This window comes from Stenotrophomonas sp. 220_Sma (assembly GCF_056487375.1).
The window spans coordinates 2,645,707-2,670,530 of the sequence record NZ_CM151348.1 but is presented as its reverse complement, the minus strand read 5'-3'; the positions used below and the strand labels follow the sequence as shown (position 1 = coordinate 2,670,530).

Here is a 24,824-nt window from a genome sequence, read left to right as displayed (position 1 = left end):
CAGGCGGCGGTGCCGGTCGTCCTGACCGGCACCCTTCGGAGAGCCGAGCCCACCCTCGGCATGCTCTTTGTAGAGTCGAGCCATGCTCGACTGCTCTGCTTCAGTCGAGCAAGCTCGACTGCTCTGCTTCAGTCGAGCAAGCTCGACTCTACAGAATCAGCGGGCGCGGGCTGTTTCCTTGGCCAGCTGTGCGTCGAACTTCTGTTCGGCCGCATCCGCGTAGGCCTTGCAGGTCAGTGCCTTGGCGCCGGCCCTGGCACCCGCAGCGTAGTCCCAGTTGCTGGCACCCGGATGAGGGGTCAGCAACACGTCACAGGGCAACGCCCGCACCGTCGCGAAGCTGCGTTTGTAGTCATCGACCAGGCGCGGATAGCGCGCATTGCCCTGCAGCTGGTAGCCCGGTGCACTCAGGCTGTCGGCATAGGCGATGCGCACCGGCTTGCCCTCGCGGGTATCGCTCCAGGTCCACGCGGTGCTGCCTGGGGTGTGCCCGGGCATGAAGTGCGCTGTGAATTCGATGCCGCCCACCTCGACTACCTCGCCATCCATCACGATGCGGTCTGCACTGGCAGGCGGGTAGGTGATGCCATCGCCGAAGTGCAGATCGTCGCTGCCACCGCGCGCCAGCAGCACCGCCGATTCGGCGTTGGCCGCTACTTTGGCGCCCGTACGGCGCTTCAGCTCCGCCACCGGCCCGGCATGGTCGGCGTGTGCGTGGCTAAGCAGGATCAACCGCAGGTCCTGCGGGGCCACGCCGCGCGCCTTCATGTTGCTGATGAGGTGGCCGGCCATCTGTGGCATGCCGCCGTCGAGCAGTACCGCGCCGTCAGCGGTCTGCACCAGCAGGGCGGTCAGGTCCTGCGTGCCGATCTGCCAGGTGTGGTCGGCAATCTGCAGCGGTGCCATCGGCTGCAGCCACGAGGCGTCCACGGTGTAGGCCCGCAGCTGCGGCAGTGGTGTCTCGGCGCCACTGGCGTGCGCGATCGGGAGAGCAGTGACCAGGGCGAAGGCGAGCGGGGAAAAACGCATGGTTCACGTCCGTTTGAAGGAGGCCCAGAAACTAGCATGGGCCTCCTTCATCGCGTCGCGCATAGATTTCATGGCTCCCATAAGGGCGCCATGGATCAGTACCGGTACTGCCACCCCAGCGTCAGCACCCGGCCGCGGCCCGAGAAATAGCTTGGGTTCGACGGTGTGGTCTGCGAGTAATAGCTGATGTACTGCTTGTTCGCCAGGTTCTGCACGCCCAGCGTGAAGGCGTGCTTGTCCAGCGTGTAGCGTGCGACCAGGTCCACCGTGGTGTAACCCTCGAACTCCGCCACCCGCGCGCCACGCAGGTCGAAGTCGCGGTCGAAGGCGTGGCTGGCCTGCAGGCGGGTGCTCAGCTGTGGTGTCCAGCTCTGCTCCCAGAACGCGGTCAGCCGGTTCGGCGCGATGTTGACACCGGCCAGGTCGCTGTCGAGGCGGCCATCGACGTCGGCATCGTAGCGGCCGTTGGCGCGTGCATAACCCAGGCCCAGCCGGCTGTCGCCCAGGCGCAGGCGCAGGTTGCTTTCGAAGCCCTCCACGCGGGTGGCTTGGCGCTGCACCGCATAGGCATCGATGCCCGGATCGTAGATCAGCACCGAGCCCAGCTTGGATTCGGAGGTGTAGTAGGCGATGTCACCGCTGAAACGACCATCGTCGTACTCCAGGCCGATCTCGCGGTTGTCCGACACCACCGGTGACAGGTCAATCAGATTGTCAACGCGCTGGCCGTCGCGGTTGATCGCGCGCAGTACGCGACCGACGTCGGCCACGGTGTAGCCTTCCGAATACGAGGCGTAGGCATTGAGGCGATCGTTGATGTACCAGACCGCGCCGAAGTTGGGCAGGGTCTCGCTCATGGTCGGCTTGCCGCCAGCCACCTTGCGTGCGCCGTAGCGGGGCAGGGTGGTGTAGTCGCCTACTTCCAGCTCGCCCTTTTCGTAGCGCAGGCCGCCGGACAGCATCAGGTGGTCGGTTGGCCACCAGTGCAGCTGCAGCAGCGGCGACAGGCTCTGGTAGGTGGTCTGCGGCACCCAGTTCATGCCGCTGGCCAGCAGCACCTGGTGGGTGCGGTCGCGCAGGCCGTCCAGGCCCAGGGTCACGTCCAGCGTGGTGTCGGCGATGCGGGCCCAGCTCTGGGTCAGCTTGAAGCCGCGCTTGTCCGATTCGTTCTGGGTCTGGTCCCAGGCGGCGTTGGCGCCGGTGTTGCCCCACGGGTCCCACTGGCTGGCGCCATAACGGCCTTCGAAGTCCACCGCGAAGGCCTGCGCCTGGAAGCGGCCACCAAGCAGATCGGCGGCGCTGTAGTCCAGCGTCAACGAACGCGAGCGGTTCATCGGCGGCTCCAACGGGGTATCGCCGGGCACCGAAATGGTCGGGCGACCGGTGCGGTAATCACCGTTCACCGCCAGGTAGTTGTCCAGCCCGCGCAGCTCGTAGCGGTTGGCCATCAGCTGCAGGCGGTGGCCCTCGGCAATGTTCCAGCCCAGCTTGGCGAACACGTTCGACGAGGTCGAATCCATCAGTTCGCCCTGCGCGTTGGTACCGATCGAACGGCCCTCGCCGTCGTGGTACAGGCCCTGCTTCTCATAGGCCAGGCCGGCCACCAGATCGAACTGCTCGCCGCGCACGCCGACCAGTGCCGAGCCGCGCTGGCCGTTGTCATCACGGCGGCTGGGCAGCGCCGAGCTGTAGCTGATGTTGGTATCGAGCAGGAAGGCGCCCGGCTCGCTGGGCGCGCTGCGGGTGATGATGTTGACGATGCCACCGGTACCGCCGATGCCCTGCAGTGCGTTGGCACCGTGGATGACCTCGATGCGTTCGATCATGGCCGGATCGATGGTGTGCGAATCACGTGAGCCATCGCGCAGCGGCGTCGACTGCGGCACGCCGTCGACCATGTACAGGATGCCGCGGCCACGCATGGTTTCGCCGTAGTTGGACATCTTCTCGCGCGCCGGGGCAAACGCCGGGATCTGCGCCGACAGCACGCGCGAGACATCCGAGCCCAGCGCCAGCTGCTGCGCGATGTCCTCGCGGGTCAGCACGGTGATGGTGTTGGGCATCGCAGTCTCACCCTGCGGCATGCGCGCGGTCGAGGCCGATACCGTGACGCGGGCCAGCGAAGTGGTCGTGGCAGGGGACGCTGCCGATGACGCGGCCCGGGCCGGAGCGCGGGGCTTGGGCGATGCTGGCGCGGCACTCACCACGAACACCCCCGACGAGCGCTCCTGCATCGCCAGGCCTTGCCCGGCCAGCAGGCGCTGCAGGGCGTCGTGCGGGGTGTAGCGGCCGTCGAGGGCGGGCGCGTTGCGGCCGCTCACGCTGTCGGCAGCGAACAACAGCTGGATGCCACTCTGGCGCGCCAGCGAGTTGAGCGAAGCCTGCAGCGGGCCGGTCGGCAGGTGCAGTTCGACAGGTGCGGACGCAGCGGTCTGCGCGGTGGCGGGCAGCGCCGCACACAGGCAGGCGGCGAGCAGGGTGGGGGCCAGCCGGCGCAGCGCGGCGGGCGGAACAGGGCGGGTCATGCGGGGGTCCTTCGGAAGGGTTCAAGCACTTGCCGGATGGGACGGCGCGCAACCCACCCTCGGCGTAGCAATCAATCGCGGGCGCGCAGATGCAGGCTGCCGTCGGCGGCGGTATGCACCTGGACCGGCAGGATCTCCGGCAACAGCGCGACCGCCGTCTCGGCACGATCGGCATCGAACACGCCCGACACCTGCAGCGGACCCAGTGCCGGGTTGTCCAGCACGATCGGACGGTCGTGATAGCGCTGCAGGATGCGCAGCACCTCGCTCAGTGGCATGCGGTCGAACTGCAGCCGGCCGGTGGTCCAGTCGGCCCGGTCCGGATCCACGGCTTCCGGCGGAGACAGCGACCCCGGCTGGGCCAGCAGGCGCTGCCCCGGCTTCAGCCGCTGCTCGGTGCCGCCGCCATCCACGCTGACACCGACCTCGCCGCGCCACAGCGTGACCTCGCTGAGATCGCCCTGGCGGTCAACATCGAACACCGTGCCGTAGTTGCGTACCTGTACCGGCCCGGCATCGACCTGGAAGCGGCGCCACGCCGAATGCTGCACCTCGAAGCGCGCATGGCCCTGCGCCAGCAGCACCTGCCGCGAACGCAGATGGCGACGGACCTGCAGGTGGGTTCCCGCGTCGAGCAGCACGCGGCTGCCGTCCGGCAGCTCGATGTCGCGGCGCTCGCCGACGGCGGTCTGGTAGTCACGCACCTGCCAGGCCGGGTCGGCCAGCAGCAGCGCGGCAGCCGCCAGCAACAGCACCGGCAGTACCCGTTTCGCGCCAGATCCGCCGCGCCGCCGCTGCAACTGCTCCGGGCCTGGCAACGGGAAACGCTCCTTCAGTGCCTCCCGGTGTTGGTCGAGCATGTCCTCGGCGGACGGTTCGGCGGGCGCCGACGGCGGTGCCGGATCGGGTGATGCAGGGCTCACCGCAGCGCACCGTGCAGCCGGCAGTCGGCCATGGCCAGGCGCAGATGACGTTCCACCGCCTTCAGGCCGATGCCCATCCGCTGCGCCACCTCGGCCTGGGGCAGCTCGTGGATCTTGTGCAGGATGAACACCTGCTGCCGCCGGCAGGGCATGCGCTCGATGCTGGTGGTCAGCCGCTGCAGCGCCTGCTGGCCCTGCGCCTGGCGCTCGGGTCCGGGGCGCGCGCAGGCGCCTTCGGGAAGCTCGGCGCGGGGCTCTACCCAGTGCCGGCGCAGGTCCTCGGCGCGGCAGCGGTCGACCGCCGCATCGTGGGCGATCCTGCGCAGCAGCGCGATCGGTTGGCGGGCGTCATGCGCGGCCGGGCGTTCCAGCAGGCGCACACAGACATCGTGCACCACTTCGCGGGCCAGCCCGGGCGAGCGGAACCGGCGATGCAGGTAGTCCACCAGTTCCTCGTAGTGGCGCACCAGCGAGGTCACCAGCGGCAGCGCAGGTGGGCGGGGAAGTGTCGGCTGGGACATCCGGACGGGCAGCAAGGGTGAAAGGCGGGTGCCGGGAGGTCATCCCTGCGTAATGACGCAATACTAATGGGAACTGTTCTCGTTTGCTATGCCGCGATCGCCAGGGCGATTGTTCGCCGCGCCTGGAAAGTGAATCCACGATCATCGGCTGGAGCGCAGAATCGGCCACGGCTAGCCTGCCTGCAGGCTCAAGGAGGTGGACCATGCATGTGCTTCTGGTGATGGTGGGTGGCGTCGTGCTGCTTGGGGTGTTCCTGCTGTTCGGGCGGCTGTGGAGCGTGGGCACCTCACAGCTGCCCACGGCCCTGATCGCGTTCATTGCCACCTGGCTGCTGGTGACGGTGGCCAACCTGTGGGTGGGCGTCAGCAGGGCCGGCTACGAGATACGTGAGGAGCTGCCGATCCTGCTGCTGGTGTTCGCGGTGCCGGCCCTGCTGGCCGGTCTACTCTACTGGCGCCTGGCGCGCTGACGGAAAGCCATGAGTACACGACTGCGATTGCCGGCCCTGCGCCAGCGCGATGGCCACCACGCGCGCGTGACCTACGAAGAGCTGTTCTTCGACCTGGTCTACGTGTTCGCGGTCACCCAGCTCAGCCACCACCTGCTGCATCACCTGGATCTGGCCGGCGTGCTGCAGACGCTGGTGCTGTGGTTTGCGGTGTGGCTGGGCTGGCAGTACGCCTGCTGGGTCAGCAACTGGTTCAATCCGGAAGCGCCGCGCATCCGCGGCCTGCTGTTTGCCACCATGCTGCTGGCCTTGTTGATGTCCTCGTCCATTCCCGAGGCCTTCGCCGACCGTGCCTGGGTGTTCGCCGGCGCCTACGCCACCATGCAGGTCGGGCGTACCGCCTTCGTGCTGTTCGAGGTTGGCCGCACGCACCCGCTGGCGCCGAACTTCCGTCGCATGCTGGCCTGGGTGAGCGTGTCGGCCTGCTTCTGGCTGGCAGGTGCTGCAGCCGAGGGCAATACGCGGTTGGCGCTGTGGGCGGTGGCGGTGGCGTGCGAATACATCTCACCGATGTTCGGCTTCGCATTCCCGGGGCTGGGCCGTTCGCACACCCGCGAGTGGACCATCGAAGGTGGGCACCTGGCCGAGCGTTGCCAGCTGTTCGTCATCGTCGCACTGGGCGAGACGTTGCTGGCCACCGGTGGCGTGCTCAGCGAGGTCGAACAGTGGAGTGGGGCGGTGGTGTCCGCAGTGCTCGCCACCTTCGCCGGCACGATCGCCATGTGGTGGCTGTACTTCGGCATCTCCAGCCGCGACGCCACCGAGGCCATCAGCCATGCCGAAGACCCGGGCCGGATGGGCGCCAACTTCCACTATGTGCACGCGCTGCTGATCGCCGGGATCATCGCTACGGCGGTGGGCAATGACCTGGTCATGGACCACCCGCACGCTGCGGTGACGCCGGTGTATGCGGCCGTGCTGGTGGCCGGTCCGTTGATCTACCTGCTGGGCAGCGCGCTGTACAAGCGGGTGGTGTACGGGCGCGCACCGTACTCGCATCTGATCGGTGCGGTGGCACTGGTCCTGCTGGGCGTGGTGTTGCCGCAGACCCATCTGCTGGCCGCTGGCTGGTTGACCAGCGCGGTGCTGCTGGCGGTGGGGTTGATGGATACGCGATTGAAGCACCGCCTGCAACGGGCGTGATCTTGTCCGGTATCCAGCCCGTGCCGGGCAGAGTCGACTGTTAGTCGACTGCTCTTCCACAAGGTTGCGGAAAATCCCGCGCTGCGCGCGATAGTCGACTGACAGTCGACTCTACCGCCGCCCTCTACCGCCTGAGGTGGCTTGGCCGAGCGCGGCGGCCATTGCCGCAAGCTTGCCGACCGTGTTGAGGTTGCGGGCGGTGCCCTGCTGGGCATAGGGAACCCGCAGGCGTGAGTCGGCCATGCCGTCGCCATAGTGGACGAAGATCTCGCGGGTACCCAGCGCCAGCTGCTCATCGCGCAGGCCGGTCACCCCGGCCAAGGGATCCGTGGGCAGTGCCTCATCCACGAACAGCGCGACCACGCGATTGCCGGCGGCATGCGGAAACGGATTGCGGGCGGCAACCGCTGCGATCTCGGCTGCGGAGCGCACCAATACACCCACCGGTTTTCCGGCATAGGCCTGCAGCCGTTGGCCAAGGGCTTTCCGCACGCCGGCTTCGCCAAGTCCGCTGCGGAACACCACGTTGCCGCTGGCGATATAGGTGCGGACGTCGGTGAAGCCGGCGTCTTCGCACATCGCCACCAGTTCAACCATCGGCAGCTTGCCGGTACCTCCGACATTGACTGCTCGCAGCAGTGCGACATGCACGCTCATGGGGAACCTGCCTGCAAGCGGTCATACATCCGCACCAGGTCGACCAGGGTACGCGCGCCCATTTTGCGCATCACCTGTGCGCGGCGCACCTTCACCGTGATCTCGCTGACCCCGAGGTCACCGGCGATCTGCTTGTTGAGGCGGCCGCGCACCACACCGTCAACCACCTCGCGCTCGCCGGCGTTGAGGGTGTTCCAGCGCTGCTGCAGGGCTTCGAGTGCCTCGCCGTCGCGACGGCGCTGGCGGTCGATCTCGATGCCCTTGTGGATCGCATCCAGCAGTTCCTGGTCACGGAACGGCTTGGTCAGGAACTCGATGGCACCGTCCTTGATCGCGTTGACGCCCATCGCGATGTCGCCGTGGCCGGTGATGAACACCACCGGCAGCTGCAGGCCGTGGCTGCCCATCGTGCGATGGAACTCCAGCCCGCTCTGGCCGGGCATGCGTACGTCCAGCACCAGGCAGGCCGGTGCATCTTCCAGTTCGTGTTCGAGGAACGCCTGGGTGGAAGCGAAGGCCCGTACCTGCAGGCCCATCGAGGCGAGCAGGTCTTCCAGCGCGGCGCGCACCGACGGATCGTCGTCGATCACGTAGACGATGGGCGCTGGATCGGTGATGGGTGCAGCGGGCTTACGCATGGGGGCGTTCCGTGGCAACGGGCAGGTCAAACACAAAGCAGGCACCGCCGCCTGCCGGTCGTTCGGCGCGGATCTGGCCGTCGTTGGCCTCGATCATCGAACGGCTCAGGCTCAGACCGAGGCCCAGTCCGTGCGACTTGGTGGTCCAGAACGCATCGAACACACGCTCGGGGTGATCGGCGGGCAGGCCGACACCACGGTCGCGCACACTGAGGCTGACCCGCTGGCCGTCACGCCGGGTCAGCAGCGACAGGCGGCGATCGGCGGCGGGCACGGCTTCCATCGCGTCCACCGCATTGAGGATCAGGTTGCCGATCACCTGCTGCACCTGCACGCGGTCGGCCTGCACCAGTGGCAGGTCGGCGTCCAGCAGCAGGGCCACGGCCACGCCGTGCTGGTCCAGTTCACTGCGCGACAGCGCCAGCATTTCCTCCACCGCCTGGTTCAGGTCGAACGCGCGTCGTTCCGGTGCGGCACCCTGGGTCAGGCCACGGATACGGGCGATCACGTCACCGGCGCGATGCGCATCAGCCAGGATGCGGGCCACGGTCTGCCGGGCCTTGTCCACGTTCGGTGGGTCCTGTGCCAACCAGCGCTGGCAGGCTTCGGCGCTGCTGGCGATCGCCGCCAGCGGCTGGTTCACTTCATGTGCGATGGAGGTGGTCAGCTCGCCCACGGTCGATGCGCGCGCTACTCGCAGCAGGCGGCCCTGTGCTTCCTGCACTGCGGCCTTGGCCGCTTCCATCTTCAACGCCAGGTAGGTGGTGATGCCGATCACCAGCATGCCGATCACCGAGTTGACCAGGCCGATGCGGTAGGTACCGAAGCGGGTGAGGAAGAAGCTCAGGGCGGTGAGTGCGATGCAGGCGATGGCCAGGCTGATCAGCCCGCGCGCGGTGAGTACGCGCGATGCCGCGAGGATGACCGCTGCGTAGAAGCAGGCGGCGGCGACCGCGTAATCAGTGACGGTGTCGATCAGGAAGATCGCCGCCATCACGACGATCAGGGCCAGCAGCACCAGCGGGCGACGGGGCGACAGCGATGGCATCGGGGAAGCTCCCGGGCGTGGATGGAAAGGATAGCAAAGCTGCCTCTGGCAGGTGCCGACCGTGCTTGGCGTGCTCCTGTGCGGTCGGCACCCACCAAAGCGATGCCTGGTAGTGCCGGCCGCTGGCCGGCAGCTGCAGGACCGTCCCGGAGTTCATGAGGTTGCCGGCCAGCGGCCGGCACTACCCGGGTCTGTGCCGACCAAGGTCGGCACCTATCAAGCGGTGCGTGCGGGCTGTTGGTAGATGCCGACCTCGGTCGGCAGGCTCTGGCAGGAGTCATGGCATCTGATGGGTCTGTGCCGACCAAGGTCGGCACCTACCAGAGCGGTGCATGAGGGCTGTTGGTAGATGCCGACCTTGGTCGGCAGGCTCTGGCAGGAGTCATGGCATCTGATGGGTCTGTGCCGACCAAGGTCGGCACCTACCAGAGCGGTGCATGAGGGCTGTTGGTAGATGCCGACCTTGGTCGGCAGGCTTGGGCAGGAGTCATGGCATCTGATGGATCTGTGCCGACCAAGGTCGGCACCTACCAAGCGGTGCACGATGTTGCCGGCCAGCGGCCGGCACTACTCCTCGAGACTGGCGTTCCAGAATCCCTGCAGCACGCCGGGGGTGGTCGCCAGCGTGGCCAGCACCGCATCCAGTTCACCGGCATCCACCGTGGTGGCATACAGCACCGCCTCGATCTCCACGTCGCGCTCGCCGAATGGGCGCTGGTCCACCGCGCGCACCGGGTAGTGCGCCTGTTCCAGCAGCAGCAACAGCTGGTCCAGTACCTCGGCCTGCTGCTCACGCTGGCAGACCACGTTGATTGCATAGGTCGCCTCGCTGAACGCCTCCGGCAACGGCTGCCGCTGGATGCGGTTCACCACCGGCCGCAGCAGGGTGTTCGCGGCCAGCACGAACACCGCCGCCATCACCGCCTCGGGCAGCAGCTTGATACCCGCACAGGCACCGACCGCCGCCGAGCCCCACAGGGTGGCGGCGGTATTGAGGCCAGACACCTGGGCGCCGTCCTTCATGATCGCACCGGCGCCGAGAAAGCCGACGCCGGAGATCACATAGGCCACTACATGCAGCGGCGAGGGCGGGCCGCCATACAGGTCATGGAAGCGCACGGCCAGGTCGACGAACACCGCCGCACCCACTGCCACCAGCGTATTGGTACGCAGGCCGGCGGTGCGTTGGCGCAGCTGCCGTTCCAGGCCGATGGCCGTGCCCAGCACGAACGCAACCGACAGGCTGATCAACGAGCTCAGGGTCGCGCCGGCGTTGAACGCCGGCAGGTTCGGATTGATGTCCATTGTGTTTCTCCCTGGACCAGGCGGCGGGCGCTTACTGCCAGCCGTAACGACGGATGTAGATCTTCTTCAGCACGGTGGTCAGCACCGCGTAGCCGAACAGGATCGCCACCAGGAACGGCCAGTAGCCGGTCGGCAGGGCCTGCAGCTTGAAGTAGCCCGCCAGCGGGCTCATCGGCAGGGCCACGCCGATGGCCATGATCAGGCCGGTCATCACCAGCAGCGGCGGCGCGGCGATGCTCTGCAGGAACGGCACCTTCGGTGTACGGATCATGTGCACGATGAGCGTCTGGGTCAGCAGGCCCACCACGAACCAGCCGGACTGGAACAGGCCCTGGTCGGCCGGCGTGCGTGCATCGAACACGTACCACATCAAGGCGAAGCAGGTCAGGTCGAAAATCGAGCTGATCGGCCCGAAGAACACCATGAAGCGGCCGATGTCCGCCGGGTTCCACTTCAACGGCTTGCGTACCAGCTCTTCGTCCACGTTGTCGAACGGGATGGCGATCTGCGAGATGTCATACAGCAGGTTCTGCACCAGCAGCTGCAGTGGCAGCATCGGCAGGAACGGCAGGAAGGCCGAGGCCACCAGCACCGAGAACACGTTGCCGAAGTTGGAGCTGGCAGTCATGCGGATGTACTTCAGCATGTTGTTGAACGTGCGCCGGCCCTGGATGACACCTTCCTCCAGCACCATCAGGTTCTTTTCCAGCAGGATGATGTCGGCCGCCTCCTTGGCGATGTCCACCGCGCTGTCCACGCTGATGCCGATGTCCGCCGCACGCAGCGCCGGTGCATCGTTGATGCCATCGCCGAGGAAACCGACCACCTTGCCCTGTGCGCGTAGCTCGCGTACGAGGCGCTCCTTGTGTAGTGGTGTCAATCGGGCAAACACACGGTGGTGGTGCAACGCCCGCGACAGCGCGCCGTCATCCATGCGCTCGATCTGCGGGCCGGTCAGGATGGTGTCCGCCTCCAGCCCGACCTGGGCACAGACGCGGGCGGTGACCAGCTCGTTGTCGCCGGTGAATACCTTCACCTCTACGCCATGCGCGGCCAGCGCCTGCAGCGCCTGTGCAGCCGATTCCTTCGGCGGGTCGAGGAAGGCCACGTAGCCGACCAGGGTCAGCCCGCACTCGTCGGCCTGCGAGTACACGGTCTGGCTGGCAGCAGTTTCCTTCATCGCCACTGCCACCACGCGCAGGCCCTGTTCGTTCAGTTCTTCCGTGGTCTGCCGCACGCGCGCCAGCCGCTGCTCATCCAACGGCTTGTCCTCGCCGTTCTCGCGCACGGTGCTGCATACCGCCAGCATCTCCTCAACCGCACCCTTGCAGATCAGCTCATGGTGGTCCTCGCGTTCGGACACCACCACCGACATACGGCGGCGCTCGAAGTCGAACGGAATCTCATCCACCATGTGGTAGTCCTGCGACAGCCGCAGTGAGCTCTGCAGCTCCACGTGCTCCAGCACCGCACGGTCGAGCAGGTTGATCAGCCCGGTCTGGAAATGGCTGTTGAGGTAGGCAAACTTCAGCACGTCCTCCGAATCGTGGCCGAACACATCCGTGTGCCGCTCCAGCGCGATCTTGTCCTGGGTAAGGGTGCCGGTCTTGTCGGTGCACAGCACTTCCATCGCGCCGAAGTTCTGGATCGCATCCAGCCGCTTGACGATCACCTTGCGCCGCGACAGCAGCACCGCACCCTTGGCCAGGGTGGAGGTGACGATCATCGGCAGCATTTCCGGGGTCAGGCCCACCGCCACCGACAGCGCGAACAGGAACGCCTCGGTCCAGTCGCCCTTGGTCCAGCCGTTGATCAGCAGCACGAATGGCACCATCACCAGCGCGAAGCGGATCAGCAGCCAGCTGACGCTGTTGACGCCGGCCTGGAACGCGGTGGGCGCACGGTCGGTGGCGGTGCTGCGCTGGGCCAGGGTGCCGAAGTAGGTGCGGTTGCCGGTGGCCAGCACCACGGCGGTGGCGGTGCCGGACACCACATTGGTCCCCATGAACAACAGGTTGTGCTGCTCCAGCAGACCGGCCAGGCCATCGCCCGGGTGCGCGAACTTCTCCACCGGCAGCGACTCGCCGGTCATCGCTGCCTGCGCCACGAACAGGTCCTTGGCCGTCAGCACGCGGCAGTCGGCCGGAATCATGTCGCCGGCCGACAGCACGATGTGATCACCGGGCACCAGCTCACGGATCGGCAGGTCCAGCAGCCGCGCCGGACGACGGCTGTGCAGGTGCGCACCGAAGTACTGGTCGGCCACATCGGCGGCCTCGGTGCCTGGATTGCGGCGCAGCACGCGCGCGGTGTTGCCGACCAGTGCCTTCAGCCGCTCGGCGGCACGGTTGGAACGGCCTTCCTGCACGAAACGGATCAGCGTGGACAGCAGCACCATCGCGCCGATCACGATCGTGGCCTTGATGTCCTCGGTCAGCCAGGACACCGCCGCCAGTACGGTCAGCAGCAGGTTGAACGGGTTGCGGTAGCACTGCCACAGATGACGCCACCACGGCAGCGGCTTTTCGTGATCCACCTCGTTGGGGCCGAGCGTGGCCAGCCGCTCCTCGGCCTCGTGCGGGCTGAGGCCATCGACGTGCGAGTCGAGCGCAGCCAGCAGGCGCGGCTCGTCCAGCTGCGACAGGGTGACCAGGCCGGTGGTGAGTGCGAACGGTGCGGCCTCGGCGCTGCCCGGGCGAAAGCCGGCTTCGGGCATGGCGCGACGACCGAACAGGTTGCCTGCGCGACGGCTGCGCAGGAATGCATTGAACCAGGCGTTGAGCAGGCTCATGGGAACTCCTTGAATGTCAGAGCCGGCCGCGGCCGGAACACGAACGGAACGGATGCAACGGTTCAGGCGTGGCGCATCGCCAGCACCGCCGGTGACCACGGCTGCATGTGCAGGCGCTGGCTGCCGCCGATGCACAGCGGCTTCATCGCGTCGCGAAGGGGGTAGGGCAGATGGCGCAGCACGTTGATGCGTTCGCTGATCGGCAGCAGCGACAGTGCGTCGGCGACCACGCGCGGCGAACCGAGCGACAGCGAACGGGCGAAAACCACGGCGCCGTGCTGCAGCAGGTGGCTGCGCAGGGCGGCAACATCGCGCTCGCCGATCAGGCGGCGCAGGGTGATGTAGAGGATCTTGTAGGACATGGGGGTGATCTCCAGGCAGGCGGCGCCTGGCGATCCCCCGTCACTCAGGCAGGCAGGGACCGGCGGGCAGGCGCCAGGAACAGGCAACAGGCGGGCATATGGGGCGCGGTGCGCCCGGCAGGGTCGGGGTCCATCTGCGTCTCCATGAGGGGAGGGAGCCAGCCAGGGTTGCCCTGGCCAGTGGCGCTATTGTCCGCCCCTGAATGGGGTAGTCCTAGAGGCTCGTGGGTTAGCCCAGCTATACCTTGGTATAGCCGGGCAAGCATCGCGCCAATCGATGGCGCATCAAGGGATCAATGCGAGGCACTGGTCTGCTTGCACACGTCGTACTCGCCGCGGCTCAACGTCTTGTTGCGATCGGTGTCGCAGGCGTGCATTCGTTCTGCCCAGTCCGGCGCAACCGCATCGACTTCGGCGAGGGTGACGATGCCGTCCTTATCCTTGTCCAGCGATTCATAGGCTGGAATCAGCTTCACTTCGGTTACGTCCTCGGCCGCGGTGGCCTTGCTGGCTTCCTGGGTCTTGGAACACGCACCGATAAGCAGGCCCGCGCAAAGGGCGAGAGCGACGGGGAGATAGCGAACACCGGTCATGGCAGGCTCCAGAAGTAGGGAGGTAGGCCAGGGTTGTCCGTGGCCACGGCCGGATCATCGGCGCCTGCCTGTAAGCGAGCTGCGAAGAATCCGCCTGCCTGGTCGGTGGCGGTGAGCCGCCATTCACCGGGCTGCCGTGATCGACGGCGCGGAGGCGGATGCGGGGAGACGGCTGGGTAGAGTCGACTGTTAGTTGTGATCTCTCTGTAGGTTGTTCATCCGGGACATCTTTGGAAAATGGCGGTTACCACACCTTTCCAGACCCCAAAGAGCCCGGATGAACCACCATAAAAATGCCCGTTTGACCGTCCATAGTCGAGCACTTCTTGTTCACCGCATCCTTCACGAGGGCCTGCGCCCGGAAGAAGCAGCTCAGGCGTGTGGCGTCAGCGTGCGTACGGCTTACAAATGGCTCGGCCGATTCCGGGAGTTGGGGCCATCGGGCTTGGAGAACCGCAGCTCAAAGCCTCACCAGACGCCGCACGCCACGCCGGAGCTGGTGGTCGAGCAGATCAAGGAACGCCGCCGTAAGCGGCAGACCTACCTGACCATCTCCAAGGCACTGGGGGTCGGCCACAGTACGATTTCAAGGCTGATGCGCGCCCACGGCCTCAATCGGCTGTGTCAGCTTGATTCGCCCAAGGAGGTCATCCGATACGAATATGATCAGCCAGGAGGGCTGCTGCACCTGGACATCAAGAAGCTGGGCAACTTCCAGCGGCCAGGGCACAGAACCGATGCCAAACGCCGGGGAAACGCCGCGGGCGGTGGCTGGGGCTACGTCCACGTGGCCATCGACGATCACTCCCGAGTGGCCTTCAGCAGCGTCCACCCCAACGAACAGGGCGAAACCGCCTGCCAGGCGTTGCTGGGCGCTCTGGAGTACTACGCCAGCCTGGGAATCACCTTCAAGCGGATCCTGACCGACAACGGTGCCTGCTATCGCTCCACCGCCTTTGCCAAGCTGCTCAAATCCCTTGGAATCAAGCACATCAGAACCAAGCCCTACACGCCGCGGACCAATGGCAAAGCCGAGCGCTTCATCCAGACCAGCCTGCGCGAGTGGGCCTACGCCTGCGAGTACGCATCCTCGGACCAGCGCAATTCCGTTCTGAACCAATGGCTGCACCACTACAACTGGCATCGTCCCCATATGGCGATCGGCGGCCAGCCACCTATCTCCAGAGTGCCGCTGAACAACGTAGTGGGTTTACACAGTTAGTCGACTATCGCGCGCAGCGCGGGTTTTCGGTTTCCCGCCGAGAGCAGTCGACTGACAGTCGACTCTACCTGTTATCGGTGGGATGCCGGCCAGCGGCCGGCACTACCCCGTGCTTTCAGAAGCGGTCGGCGAACGCGTCCGTGGCTCGCACCAGCGCATCCACCGTTGCAGGCTCGTTCGCACTGTGGCCGGAGGTCACCATCTCCAGCCTGGCTTCCGGCCAGGCCTTGGCCAGGTCCCAGGCGCTACGCGGCGGGCAGATGATGTCGTAGCGGCCCTGCACGATCACGCCGGGCAGGTGGCGGATGCGGTCAATGTCGCGCAGCAGCTGGTCCGGCTCCAGGAAGATGCCGTTGCGGAAGTAATGCGCTTCGATGCGGGCCTTGGCCAGCGTATCCAGCGGGTCATCGGTGGACACGGCATCCACGTCGTGCTGCAGGGTGGCGGCGTTGTCCTCCCAGCCCAGCCAGGCCTGCGCGGCGGCGATGCGGGTGGCCTCGTCGGCGCTGTCCAGGCGCGTCCAGTAGGCCGCAATCATGTCGCCGCGCTCGGCTTCTGGAATGTAGGCCTCATAGCGGTCCCAGCGCTCCGGGAAAATCCAGCGCGCACCACCATTGGCCTCGGCAAACCAGCGGTTCTCGATCTCACGACCGAGGAACACGCCGCGTACGATCAGGCCAGTGGCGCGTTCGGGATGTGCCTGCGCATAGGCCAGCGACAGGGTGGAGCCCCAGGAGCCGCCATAGACCAGCCAGCACTCGATACCCAGGTGCTCGCGCACCTTCTCGATGTCGGCCACCAGATCCTGCGTGGTGTTGTCGCGCAGCTCGCCGAACGGCGTGGAGCGGCCGCTGCCCCGCTGGTCGATCAAGACGATGCGGTAGCGCGCCGGGTCGAAGAAGCGCCGATGGGTCGGCGAGATGCCGGCGCCCGGGCCACCGTGCAGATACACCACCGGGATCCCTTCCGGCGTGCCGCACTCTTCGATATGCAGGGTGTGCAGATCGCTCACCGGCAGGGTGAACTCGCGGTAGGGCTCGATGGCGGGGTAGAGGGTACGCATGGGGGTGCTCACAAGCAGGGGCGGCCAGCATAGCGCCGCAGCTCGGTGCCTACAGTGGCACATGCTTTCGCGGTGCTGGAAATGGGCTGGCCGATGCGCATAAGCTTCCGCGATGCAAGCGACCACGACAGGGATGTCCACGCCCGACCCCAGCCTCAGCAGCGGCGCACGCGAGCTGCTGAAATGGATCGCACTGCTGACCATGACCGGCGACCACGTGGCAAAAGTGGTCTACGGCGGCTACCTGCCTGTCATAAGCGAACTGGGGCGCATCGCGTTCCCGCTGTTTGCACTGGTAATGGCCTGCAACCTCGCCCAGCCGGGTGCAGACCTGCGCAAGTCGATCCGTCGCCTGGCCGTATGGGGCGTGGTCGCGCAACCGCTGCATGCACTTGCCTTCGGTCCCTGGTTGCCACTCAACATACTGCTTACTTTTGCCCTGGCTGCGGTGGCGGTGCATGCACTGGCCAGCAATCGCCCACTGCTGTTGCTGCTGGCGGCGGGCATGGCGCCGATGCTGGTGGACTACCAATGGGCGGGCGTCGGCTTCGTGCTGCTCGGGTGGCTGGCGTTCCGCCATGGTGCGTGGTGGCTGCTGCTGATCGGGTTCGCCACGGTGTGCTGGGCCAACCACAACGGCTGGGCGCTGCTGGCCGTTCCTGTGTTGCTGTTGGCGGCGCGGGTGCCGTGGCAACTGCCGCGCTGGCGCTGGGCGTTTTATGGATACTACGTGGGGCATCTGGCGGTGCTGGCGTTGATTGCTCATCTGCTTGCGTAATGTCGGAACTGGCATGTGGCATGTCCCTGAATGCCGGATGCGGTCAAGGAATGCGCGATGCCGATGCGGGTGAAGCATGCCGTCATCGGCGTGGTGCAAGTTGTTGAATCTTCGGCTCGATTGTCGATATGCGACAATGCTGCCACTGCGTGAACGTTGCTGTCTTTGCACTTGGGTTGTTGGCGCCTGCCACCCCGTTGTGCTCATGATGGGGTGCCATCGAAAAAGGATGGCCGGGGCCTGGAAACCCCGTTGGTCGCGTGTAGTTTGCGCTCGCCAGCCGGCGTCGCCTTGTGCGGCGTCGGCTGGCATTCCGTTCGAGCTTTATGGCGGGCGGTGCGTGGAGGTGGGTGAAAACCCACCTGCCGGTTAGTGCTTACGCGACCACCGGATTTCCAGCCACGTACCGTCCGCCGCCTTTGTTAAGGGCGGTGGTCCTGCATGCCTTGCACGGAGACCTGCCATGAATGCATCGGAGTTCCCCCATCAGCGCGCCCCGGCCAATGCCGATGAGGGGCACGACATCCCGTCCGATCCCAACAGCCTGACGACCCTGCTGCATCGCATCGGGTTGGGCGCGGCTGCTGACGGTCAGTCTTGGCCCGAGCGCCATCAACTGCCGGGCCGATGCATGGCGTTGGCCGATGCTGATGGTGCGCTGGCCGGTCTGCGCATCGTGCAGGAAATCCTGCTGGCGGCGGAACGCGCCCGGCAGAATGGCAGCCCGGACCAGTACGTCGGCGATCGAGTGATGGAAGGGCTGAAGCTGGCTGCGCTGGCGTTGACCAGCCATGCCATTTTCCGCCTGCAGCCGGGTTGAACGGGTAGGCTGAGGTTCAGTAGATCCACGCCATGCGTGGATGCTTCTGGCGGATCAACATGGAGGCAGCCAGGCATGGCCTGGCTCTACTGATGAAGCGAGTCGAGCATGGCTCGACTCTCTAGGTGGCGAATGCCAGTAGATCCACGCTATGCGTGGATGCTTTCGGCGGGTCACCATGGCATCAGCCAGGCATGGCCTGGCTCTACTGATGCATTTCCAGTAGATCCACGCCATGCGTGGATGCCTTTCAGAAATCCATCGTGGCCGACAACAGCACCGTTCTCGGCGCCCCCAGCGCCAGGCTCGACAACAACGGCATGCCCCAGTACGCCTTGTTGGTCACGTTGTTCACGCTGGCCCGCAGCGCAAGCGGTCGACCCGCCACGGTGGTGCTGTAGCGCGCCCCCACATCGAACAACGTGCGCCCCGGCACAGACAGGCTGTTGTCGGCACTGATGTACTGCTTCGACATCGCGGTGGCATTGCCGGTCAGGGTCAAACCCTCCAGCGCAGGCACATCCCATTCCACGCCCAGCTTCGCCTGCCGCTGCGCAACCGCTGTGGCGATGCGGCCTTCATTCACACCACCCGCCGTACGGGTCAGCTTCGGCTGCACGTAGGCCACGCCGCCCAGCAGGCGCACGCCATCCAGTGGTGAGCCGAAGAAGCCCCATTCCACGCCCCGGTTACGCTGTTCGCCACCGAACGAGAAGATATTCGTGACCGGGTCGGTGTAGCTGCTCGGGCGCTTGATCTCGTACACGCTGAAGGTGTGCGCGAAGCTGCCCAGGTCCAGCTTCAGGCCCAGCTCCTTCTGCTTGGTGCGGAACGGTGCGAACACATCGCCGGCATTGGCGGCGGTCATCGGCGCGGTGGCACCCTGGCTGAGGCCTTCGATGTAGTTGGTGTAGATGGAGACCTTGTCGGTGGCCTTCACCAGCAGGGCGGCCGCCGGGGTGGTGGCACTCTCGTCATAGCGTGAGGTGCGCGCACCGCTTGCCACGTTGAAGGTCTCGCTGACCACCTGCTGCCGGCGCACACCCAGCGTCAGCTGCACGCGGTCATCGGCGAAGGAGAGGGTGTCGGCGAAGCCGATGCTGTCCAGCCGCAGTTCGGTGTGCGAGATATGCGGTGCGATGAACGGCGCAGCCGGGCCCCACACCGGGTTGTACAGGTTGGTGGTCCAGTCCCAGCCCGGCACGCTGCGGCGGCCGAAGTCGTTCTGGGTGTGCTGGTAGTGGGTCACGTTGGCGGCCCACTGGTGGCCGACACTGCCGGTACGGAAGCTGCCGCGCAGGCCGGCATCACCGGACTGCTTCTTGATGTCGAACGCCAGCTGGCCCATCACCGTGGTGAAGTCACCGGCCGGGTTGAGGATCTGCGCACTGATCGAGCCGTTGTAACGGTAGTCGGTCTTGCTGGTGCCATAGGCCAGGTAGGCCATCAGGTGTTCGTTGATGTCCAGCTCGCCACGCAGCATCGCGCCCTTGTCCTGGCTGTCCACATAGGCCCAGTCCGGGTTGATCAACGTATCGCCGCGCGGTGGCCGCGGAATCGCGACGCCCGGTGCCAGGCCGACGCCACGGGCAGGGCCATCGACGCGGTCGTCGGCGCTGTACAGATCGGCGGACAGGCGGGCGCGCTCGCCGCGCCAATCCAGCGCCAGGGAGCCCAGCTGTACTTTCTTGCTCTGCGTGCCGACTGCGCCGTCGCCATCACGGTAGGCGCCGTTGAAGCGGATGCCGAACTGCTTGTCGGCACCCAGCCGGCGGCCCACATCCACGTGGGTGCCAAACTGCGCATCGGAGGCGAAGTTGGCGCTGACCCGCAGCAATGGCTGCTCGCTGGCACGCTTGGGCACCAGGTTGACGCTGCCACCGACCGAGCCGCCCGGCGGCATGCCGTTGAGCAGGGCGGACGGCCCCTTCAGGACCTCGATGCGCTCGAACATCTCCGGCGAGGTGCGGTAGTACGGCGCCATGCCACTGAGGCCGTTGAAGGTGGTGTCGCTGGTGCTGGAGGCGAAGCCGCGGATGGCGTAGTTCTCGCTCCAGGCGCCGGTGACGCCGTTGCTGAACACCGTCGGGTCGGTGGCGGCGATGACGTCGGTGAGGTCCTTGGCCTGGCGGTCGCGGATGAAGGCTTCGGTGTAGCTGACCGTACTGAAGGGCGTGTCCATGAAGTCTTTGTCGCCGAGCAGGCCAACCCGGCTACCGGAAGCCACCTGGCCGCCGGCATAGTCGCCGGTCACCCGGCGCTGTTCCTGCACCTGCACCGAGGGCAGCGTGGACGGCGCGGAGTCGGCAAGCGCGGCAAACGAGGCCAGCAGCCCCAGTGCCAGGGCCGACACCCGGTAGCGCCGGGCCATCGGCGGATGCATCTGCACGCGGCTCGCGGCGGCCGCTGCGGGCTTCAGGGGAGAGGAAAGGTGGTACACGGTCATGCCAGGTTCCTGTGAATCGCAGGTGCTAACGCGCCTGGCGCGCTGCCGACGGCAAGCACGGGGGAGGGCGCGGCGCAGGGTTGTCGGCTGGGTGGGGACCTGGCGGGAAGTGAGCCTTGGGCTCGATCGCGGACGGCGGCGGGGTTGCGAACCTCACGCATTCCGAATTAGTTGAGTAAATTAAACTAAACCATATGAAGCGGACAAGAGGGTCCCTTTGCTGGCACCCTCGCTACGGTATGAACATGCACCCTGAAACCCCGGCGTCGGCCCGTGGCCGTCCGCCCACCATCACCCCCGATCGTCTGGCCGACATCGGCATCACGCTGGGCCTGCCGAACCTGACCATGGCCAACGTGGCCGCCGAACTGGCGGTGACCCAGGCCGCGCTCTACAAGCGCGTGGCCAACCTCGAGGCCTTGAAGCGGCTGGTGGCCGATACGGTGTTCCAGCGCTGGCAGATTCCACGTGCTTCGGTCGATGCGCCGGGTGGGCTGCAGGCCTACCTGCTGGCGTTCGTGGAATCGCTGTGCGAGGTGGTGAAAGCGCACCCCGGACTACCGCCCTACCTGCTGCGCCGTTCGGTGGCGACCACGCCGATGCTGGAGAAGATCGCCTCGCACCAGGCCCATGTGGCCGAGGTGTTCGGCCTGCCGCTGGACAAGGCGCGCTGGCTGCTGGCCACGATCGCGTTCTACTGCATTGCCGGTGCGGATACGGTGTATGGGATTGCGGACGACGAAGAAGGCCAGGTGATCACCGAGTTCAAGCAGGGCATGCGTGCGCTGGTGATCGGTTCGCTGGAGGTGCTGGAGCTTCGGTAGATCCACGCCATGCGTGGATGCCGTTGCACGGTTCGCCACGGCCCCATCCACGCATGGCGTGGATCTACAATGCGGCCATGCCTGCCACGCCCACCCTTGATGATCTGCGCCGCCATGCGGTGGCGCGCACGCTGTTCAAGCCCACCACGTTGCTGACCGCGATCCGGCGCCTGGGCTTCGTGCAGGCCGACCCGATCCGCGCACCGGCACGCGCACAGGACCTGACCCTGCGCCACCGAGTGAAGGACTATCGTGCAGGCGATCTTGAGCGCCGTTATGCCCGATTGCCGGTGGAAGAAGATTGCCTGGTGAACTACGGCTTCCTGCCGCGTGAGCATCTTGCGCTGATGCCCCCGCGTGTGTCCAAGCGCGCGTGGGACACCGAGACCCAGCGGCGTGCAGCGGACGTGCTGGCCTTCGTGCGCGAGCGCGGCAGCGTGCACCCGCGCGAGGTCGACCAGGCGTTTGCGCATGGCCGGGTGACCAACTACTGGGGCGGCACCAGCAATGCCAGCACGCACCTGCTGGAGGGCATGCACTACCGCGGCCTGCTGCGTGTGCAGCGGCGCGACAGCGGCACCCGCATCTACGCGGTGGCCGAGCACGCGGAAGCCGATGCCAGCGCGCAGGCGCAGATCGAACGCGCCGCCGCCCTGATCGACCTGGTGGTGCGCAAGTACGCGCCACTGCCATCGGCCAGCCTGACCTACCTGGTGCGTCTGCTCGGCTATGGCGCACCGCATCTGGCCGAACAAACCCGGCAGGCGTTGATGCTGGCCAAGCAACAGCTGGCCAGCTGCACGCTGGACGGCACGACTTGGTACTGGCCGGCAGACGAGAACCCGCGCTCGCGCCGTCACGCACCGGATGAGCAGGTGCGCCTGCTAGCCCCGTTCGATCCCGTGGTGTGGGACCGCCGCCGCTTCGAGCTGCTGTGGGGCTGGGTCTACAAGTTCGAGGCCTACACACCTGCACCGAAGCGCCAATACGGCTACTACGCGTTGCCGGTGCTGTGGCACGACCAGGTGGTGGGCTGGGCCAATCTCAGCGTGCGCGACGGTGAACTGGCGTCCAGCGTGGGCTACGCCGGCAAGTCACTGGCCCGCGACAAGGTGTTTCGTGGTGCGTTGGAAGACGAACTGCAGCGCATGGCGGAGTTCCTGTAGCGCCGAGCGGCGCATGGGTGCCTGTAGGTCCAGGTAGCCGCCAACCTTGGTTGGCGCTGGCTTCCACCGGTGCCCACCAAGGTGGGCATCTACCAGAGCAACGCTCCTAAGGCCCGGTAGTCGCCAACCTTGGTTGGCGTCGCTTTCACCAATGCCCACCAAGGTGGGCAGCTACCAAAGCAGCGCCGCTCAAGCCCGGTAGTCGCCAACCTTGGTTGGCGTCGCTTTCATCAATGCCCACCAAGGCGGGCATCTACCGATCCCGCCGCCCTTGCACCACCATCGCCAACACCACCACGCCCGCGGCAACGCTGGTGTGACCGGACAGCGCAGCCAGACCGAAACCAACGCCCAACCCGCGCATGGCAAACACGGTACTGAACACCAGCAATGCCCAGCCAATCGCGCGCAGCTGCTGGGTTGCCTGCGCGCTCAGCACACGCCGCATCACCTCCCGCTGATGGCGTTCCATCGCCAGTGCCAGGCAGGCGAACGCGGCCAGCGACAACACGAACAGAATGACGTGGATCATGCGCTGGCCTCCGGTGCCGCAGTGCGTGACGCGGCAGACGGCCGTGCACGCTTCACCTTCGGCGCATGCCGCCAGGTGCGCCAGGCCAGCAGCGTGTGCAGGGCGGCCAATGCCAGCAGGGTCAGGTCGGTGCCAGCGAATGCCCAGTCGCCCGCAGCCAGCGTGCGCCACAGCGGATGCAGCGTGGTCACCGCAGTCAGCACCGGCAGCAGCGCCAGCAGCAACGCCGCCAGCAGGAACTGTTCGATCCATGCACGCTTGGGTGTGCGCATCGTGGCGTGCACGAACATGGCCGCCCAGGCCAGGAAGAACGCATGCACCTCCCACGCCGCGCGCCCGTCCATGGTGACGGGCAGCAGGCGGTTCGCCCACAGGTAGGCCGCCATCGCCACCGACAGGCCGGCGACGGTGGCGATGTTGAGACGCTCGACCAGGCGGAAGCCGAAGTAGGGGCGCTGCGGATCAGGCAGCTGCGCACGGCGCTTGACCGTCCACAGCACCAGCCCGGTGCCGACCATGGCCGTGCCGGCCAGGCTGACGATGAAGTACAGCCAGCGCAGGGCGGCATCGGCGAAGCGGCCCAGGTGCAGGCCATACAGCACGCCCTGGGTATCGGCGGCAACGCCCGAGTGTTCCTTGATCTGCAGCAGCTGCCCACCGCTGCCGTCGAACAGCAGATAGTTCGGGGTGGTCGAAACACGGCTGGACTGCGCACGCACCACGGCCACGCGTGCGTTCTCGTCGCCGGGATTCTGCACCTGCACGCTGCCCACCGCGCCAGCTCCCCAGCGCTGCTCGGCCTGCTGCACCAGTGCACCGACGTTGGTGAGCGGAGCAGGGTGGCCGGCGGCCTTCTGCGGTGGCAGGAACAGGCGCATCTCGCTGACGACCTCGGCCTGCTGGCGCTTGTCCGGGAGCTTGGCCAGGCCCCACGGCATGTACAGTACCGCCAGCATCACCAGGCCGCTCCAGGTGATCATGAAGTGGAACGGCAGGCCGAATACCGACAGCGCCGCGTGTCCATCCAGCCAAGAGCGCTGGCCCTTGCCCCAGCGGAAAGTGAAGAAGTCGGCGAAGATCTTCTTGTGGGTGATTACGCCGCTGACGATGGCGACCAGCATGAACATCGCGCACAGGCCGACGATCCAGCGGCCCCACATCGCCGGCATGTAGTGCAGGTTGAAGTGGAAGGCATAGAAGAAGTCGCCGCCGCTGGTGTCACGTGCCTGCAGCGGTGCACCGGTGCTGGCGTCGAACAGGCCCGAGTCGAAGCCATGCCGGCCACGCCCGCCCGGGCTGGCCCACATCGCCGACACCCACGGCATGCGCGTGCTCGGCAGGCTGAGGTTGATCTGGCTGGCCGCAGGCGTGTCGGCCATGATCGCCGTGACGGTACGCTGCGCAACCACAGCGGCGTCCGGCAACACGGACGGTGTGGCGATTTCCGGGCGGGTGTAGCGCGAGAGCTCGTCGCGGAAGTAGCTGGCGGTGCCGGTGAGGAACATCGCGTACAGGATCCATCCGGCCAGCAGCCCCACCCAGATATGCAGGTCGGACATGGTCTGGCGGATGCCGCGTGGCTTCGGAGTGCGATCGACCTTGCTCATGCAGCGCCTCCGTTGCCGACCGTCTGTGCGATCAACCACAAGGGCAACGCGACGAGGAGCAGGCCCAGCCACGCGCGCCACGCCGAGCGCACCGCGAACACCCAGACCACGGCGCCGGCGTACAGCAGGAAGCTGGCCAGCATGCCAGTGAACACGGCCTGGCGACCATCGATGGGCAGCGCCAGTGCCGCGATGCTGCACAGTGCGGCCAGCACATAGCCGCCGAACAACGCGGCGATGATGCGTGAGACCAGGGGCAGCCAGGTCAGCACGGAGGCGGTACGGGAAACGGTCAAAGCACTTCTCCAGGGCACCACGCGCA

The 24,824-nt window shown here is 66.5% G+C and carries 23 protein-coding genes; 7 read left to right on the top strand and 16 right to left on the bottom strand.

Annotated elements, in window-relative coordinates:
* Positions 1 to 156: 156 nt before the first annotated feature.
* The 4 genes from blaL1 to ACZLIB_RS12470 form a co-directional block, all read right to left on the bottom strand.
* Positions 157 to 1,029, bottom strand: a complete 873-nt coding sequence (blaL1, locus tag ACZLIB_RS12485; protein ID WP_478467754.1) for a L1 family subclass B3 metallo-beta-lactamase — start codon at positions 1,027 to 1,029, stop codon at positions 157 to 159.
* 95 nt (positions 1,030 to 1,124) lie between these two features.
* Positions 1,125 to 3,554 carry a TonB-dependent receptor gene (locus ACZLIB_RS12480; protein ID WP_478467752.1) on the bottom strand — a complete coding sequence of 810 codons (2,430 nt, stop codon included), beginning with the start codon at positions 3,552 to 3,554 and terminating at the stop codon, positions 1,125 to 1,127.
* 71 nt (positions 3,555 to 3,625) lie between these two features.
* Complete coding sequence (locus ACZLIB_RS12475) at positions 3,626 to 4,477, bottom strand: FecR family protein (RefSeq protein WP_164080242.1); 852 nt, start codon at positions 4,475 to 4,477, stop codon at positions 3,626 to 3,628.
* Positions 4,474 to 4,998, bottom strand: coding sequence for an RNA polymerase sigma factor (locus ACZLIB_RS12470; RefSeq protein ID WP_478467750.1), 525 nt, complete (start codon positions 4,996 to 4,998; stop codon positions 4,474 to 4,476). The genes ACZLIB_RS12475 and ACZLIB_RS12470 overlap by 4 nt, the downstream gene beginning before the upstream one ends.
* Before the next feature lie 203 nt (positions 4,999 to 5,201).
* Between ACZLIB_RS12470 and ACZLIB_RS12465 the strand changes: the two genes are divergently transcribed.
* On the top strand, positions 5,202 to 5,468 hold the full coding sequence (locus tag ACZLIB_RS12465; RefSeq protein WP_049401450.1) for a hypothetical protein: 267 nt from the start codon (positions 5,202 to 5,204) through the stop codon (positions 5,466 to 5,468).
* Between the two features lie 9 nt (positions 5,469 to 5,477).
* Positions 5,478 to 6,650, top strand: coding sequence for a low temperature requirement protein A (locus ACZLIB_RS12460; RefSeq protein ID WP_478467749.1), 1,173 nt, complete (start codon positions 5,478 to 5,480; stop codon positions 6,648 to 6,650).
* 111 nt (positions 6,651 to 6,761) lie between these two features.
* Here ACZLIB_RS12460 and ACZLIB_RS12455 read toward each other — a convergent pair whose 3' ends face one another.
* The 7 genes from ACZLIB_RS12455 to ACZLIB_RS12425 all read right to left on the bottom strand — a co-directional run bounded on the left by ACZLIB_RS12455 (position 6,762) and on the right by ACZLIB_RS12425 (position 14,044).
* A complete protein-coding gene (locus ACZLIB_RS12455; RefSeq protein WP_164080238.1) occupies positions 6,762 to 7,307 on the bottom strand; it encodes a DUF1697 domain-containing protein in 546 nt (181 codons plus the stop codon).
* Complete coding sequence (locus tag ACZLIB_RS12450; RefSeq protein WP_164080237.1) at positions 7,304 to 7,945, bottom strand: response regulator transcription factor; 642 nt, start codon at positions 7,943 to 7,945, stop codon at positions 7,304 to 7,306. The genes ACZLIB_RS12455 and ACZLIB_RS12450 overlap by 4 nt, the downstream gene beginning before the upstream one ends.
* Positions 7,938 to 8,993 carry a sensor histidine kinase gene (locus ACZLIB_RS12445; RefSeq protein WP_478467748.1) on the bottom strand — a complete coding sequence of 352 codons (1,056 nt, stop codon included), beginning with the start codon at positions 8,991 to 8,993 and terminating at the stop codon, positions 7,938 to 7,940. The genes ACZLIB_RS12450 and ACZLIB_RS12445 overlap by 8 nt, the downstream gene beginning before the upstream one ends.
* A gap of 567 nt (positions 8,994 to 9,560) precedes the next feature.
* A complete protein-coding gene (locus ACZLIB_RS12440; RefSeq protein ID WP_014037331.1) occupies positions 9,561 to 10,298 on the bottom strand; it encodes an MgtC/SapB family protein in 738 nt (245 codons plus the stop codon).
* Positions 10,299 to 10,329: 31 nt separating this feature from the next.
* The gene (mgtA, locus tag ACZLIB_RS12435; protein ID WP_478467746.1) at positions 10,330 to 13,089 is read right to left on the bottom strand and encodes a magnesium-translocating P-type ATPase; all 2,760 of its coding nucleotides are present in this window, start codon (positions 13,087 to 13,089) and stop codon (positions 10,330 to 10,332) included.
* 62 nt (positions 13,090 to 13,151) lie between these two features.
* The gene (locus ACZLIB_RS12430; protein ID WP_032129479.1) at positions 13,152 to 13,451 is read right to left on the bottom strand and encodes a hypothetical protein; all 300 of its coding nucleotides are present in this window, start codon (positions 13,449 to 13,451) and stop codon (positions 13,152 to 13,154) included.
* A gap of 293 nt (positions 13,452 to 13,744) precedes the next feature.
* Positions 13,745 to 14,044 (bottom strand): EF-hand domain-containing protein, encoded by a 300-nt coding sequence (locus ACZLIB_RS12425; RefSeq protein ID WP_049401461.1) that lies wholly within the window; start codon positions 14,042 to 14,044, stop codon positions 13,745 to 13,747.
* 277 nt (positions 14,045 to 14,321) lie between these two features.
* Here ACZLIB_RS12425 and ACZLIB_RS12420 point away from each other — a divergent pair, with 277 nt between their 5' ends.
* The gene (locus tag ACZLIB_RS12420) at positions 14,322 to 15,266 is read left to right on the top strand and encodes an IS481 family transposase (RefSeq protein ID WP_478469928.1); all 945 of its coding nucleotides are present in this window, start codon (positions 14,322 to 14,324) and stop codon (positions 15,264 to 15,266) included.
* A gap of 115 nt (positions 15,267 to 15,381) precedes the next feature.
* On the opposite strand, the gene pip is transcribed toward ACZLIB_RS12420, so the two are convergent.
* A complete protein-coding gene (gene pip, locus ACZLIB_RS12415; protein ID WP_478467745.1) occupies positions 15,382 to 16,329 on the bottom strand; it encodes a prolyl aminopeptidase in 948 nt (315 codons plus the stop codon).
* Positions 16,330 to 16,441: 112 nt separating this feature from the next.
* Between pip and ACZLIB_RS12410 the strand changes: the two genes are divergently transcribed.
* Together ACZLIB_RS12410 and ACZLIB_RS12405 are read left to right on the top strand one after the other, a co-directional pair.
* Positions 16,442 to 17,107, top strand: a complete 666-nt coding sequence (locus ACZLIB_RS12410; protein WP_478467744.1) for a TraX family protein — start codon at positions 16,442 to 16,444, stop codon at positions 17,105 to 17,107.
* A 463-nt stretch (positions 17,108 to 17,570) separates the two neighbouring features.
* Positions 17,571 to 17,927: a hypothetical protein gene (locus ACZLIB_RS12405; protein WP_164080228.1), complete on the top strand. Its 357-nt coding sequence runs from the start codon at positions 17,571 to 17,573 to the stop codon at positions 17,925 to 17,927.
* Positions 17,928 to 18,177: 250 nt separating this feature from the next.
* Here the strand turns inward: ACZLIB_RS12405 and ACZLIB_RS12400 are convergent, their stop codons facing one another.
* Positions 18,178 to 20,373, bottom strand: a complete 2,196-nt coding sequence (locus ACZLIB_RS12400; RefSeq protein ID WP_478467743.1) for a TonB-dependent receptor — start codon at positions 20,371 to 20,373, stop codon at positions 18,178 to 18,180.
* 239 nt (positions 20,374 to 20,612) lie between these two features.
* Here ACZLIB_RS12400 and ACZLIB_RS12395 point away from each other — a divergent pair, with 239 nt between their 5' ends.
* Both ACZLIB_RS12395 and ACZLIB_RS12390 read left to right on the top strand, forming a co-directional pair.
* Positions 20,613 to 21,197, top strand: a complete 585-nt coding sequence (locus tag ACZLIB_RS12395) for a TetR/AcrR family transcriptional regulator (protein ID WP_164080226.1) — start codon at positions 20,613 to 20,615, stop codon at positions 21,195 to 21,197.
* Between the two features lie 53 nt (positions 21,198 to 21,250).
* A complete protein-coding gene (locus tag ACZLIB_RS12390; RefSeq protein ID WP_478467741.1) occupies positions 21,251 to 22,363 on the top strand; it encodes a DNA glycosylase AlkZ-like family protein in 1,113 nt (370 codons plus the stop codon).
* Positions 22,364 to 22,616: 253 nt separating this feature from the next.
* Here the strand turns inward: ACZLIB_RS12390 and ACZLIB_RS12385 are convergent, their stop codons facing one another.
* The 3 genes from ACZLIB_RS12385 to ACZLIB_RS12375 are packed head-to-tail and all read right to left on the bottom strand — an operon-like array spanning position 22,617 to position 24,798.
* Positions 22,617 to 22,895, bottom strand: coding sequence for a DUF3325 domain-containing protein (locus tag ACZLIB_RS12385; RefSeq protein ID WP_478467740.1), 279 nt, complete (start codon positions 22,893 to 22,895; stop codon positions 22,617 to 22,619).
* Positions 22,892 to 24,502 carry a PepSY-associated TM helix domain-containing protein gene (locus ACZLIB_RS12380; RefSeq protein ID WP_478467739.1) on the bottom strand — a complete coding sequence of 537 codons (1,611 nt, stop codon included), beginning with the start codon at positions 24,500 to 24,502 and terminating at the stop codon, positions 22,892 to 22,894. The genes ACZLIB_RS12385 and ACZLIB_RS12380 overlap by 4 nt, the downstream gene beginning before the upstream one ends.
* Positions 24,499 to 24,798, bottom strand: coding sequence for a DUF3649 domain-containing protein (locus ACZLIB_RS12375; protein ID WP_032129500.1), 300 nt, complete (start codon positions 24,796 to 24,798; stop codon positions 24,499 to 24,501). Before ACZLIB_RS12375 ends, ACZLIB_RS12380 begins: the two co-directional genes overlap by 4 nt.
* Between the last annotated feature and the right edge of the window lie 26 nt (positions 24,799 to 24,824).